The organism is Arthrobacter sp. Y81 (assembly GCF_002929335.1).
Taxonomy (GTDB): Bacteria; Actinomycetota; Actinomycetes; order Actinomycetales; family Micrococcaceae; genus Arthrobacter.
This window is the reverse complement of record NZ_PJIL01000106.1, coordinates 1-517: the sequence shown is the minus strand read 5'-3', so window position 1 is coordinate 517 and position 517 is coordinate 1. Positions and strand designations below refer to the sequence as shown.

2 protein-coding genes are annotated in these 517 nt (G+C 65.4%); both read left to right on the top strand.

Features of this window, described 5'->3' with window-relative positions:
- Positions 1–290 (top strand): DUF1294 domain-containing protein (locus CXQ91_RS25150; RefSeq protein WP_219816623.1); only part of this gene is annotated, 290 nt, incomplete at its 5' end.
- Between the two features lie 12 nt (positions 291–302).
- On the top strand, positions 303–461 hold the full coding sequence (locus CXQ91_RS25145) for a hypothetical protein (RefSeq protein ID WP_219816622.1): 159 nt from the start codon (positions 303–305) through the stop codon (positions 459–461).
- Positions 462–517 lie beyond the last annotated feature (56 nt).

Below are 517 nucleotides of genomic sequence, written 5' to 3'. Positions count from 1 at the left end.
AACAGGCCCGTCCGCGCGCGACGGCGCGGGCCGCTGGCAAGCCTGCTCGCCAGTTGGTCGCCGGCAACATCCAGCAGCTTCCCCTCAAGCTGGTGCTGTTCGGGCTGCTCTGTCTGCTGCCGTTGGCGGGTAGCCTCCTGCGCCTCGGTGCGGTGTTGCCGTTGGCGATCTATGCCGTCGCCAGCCTGCTGACCTTCGTCCTCTACTGGCGCGACAAGCACAGCGCGCTGAAGGATCGCTGGCGCACACCGGAAACCACACTGCATTTCTTCGAGCTGGCCGGCGGCTGACCGGGTGCGCTCGTGGCGCAGCAGGTCTTTCGCCACAAGACCCGCAAGCTGAGCTATCAGCTGGCGTTCTGGCTGATCGTGGTGCTGCACCAGGCGTTCTGGATCGATCTGCTGTTCGTTGGTAGCGGCTTTACCCGCGAGCGGCTGGACTGGCTGTTGCGGCTGCTGTGAAACGCGAAAGCCCGGCGAATGCCGGGCTTTCGGACGAGCATCGCGGCTCAGACTTT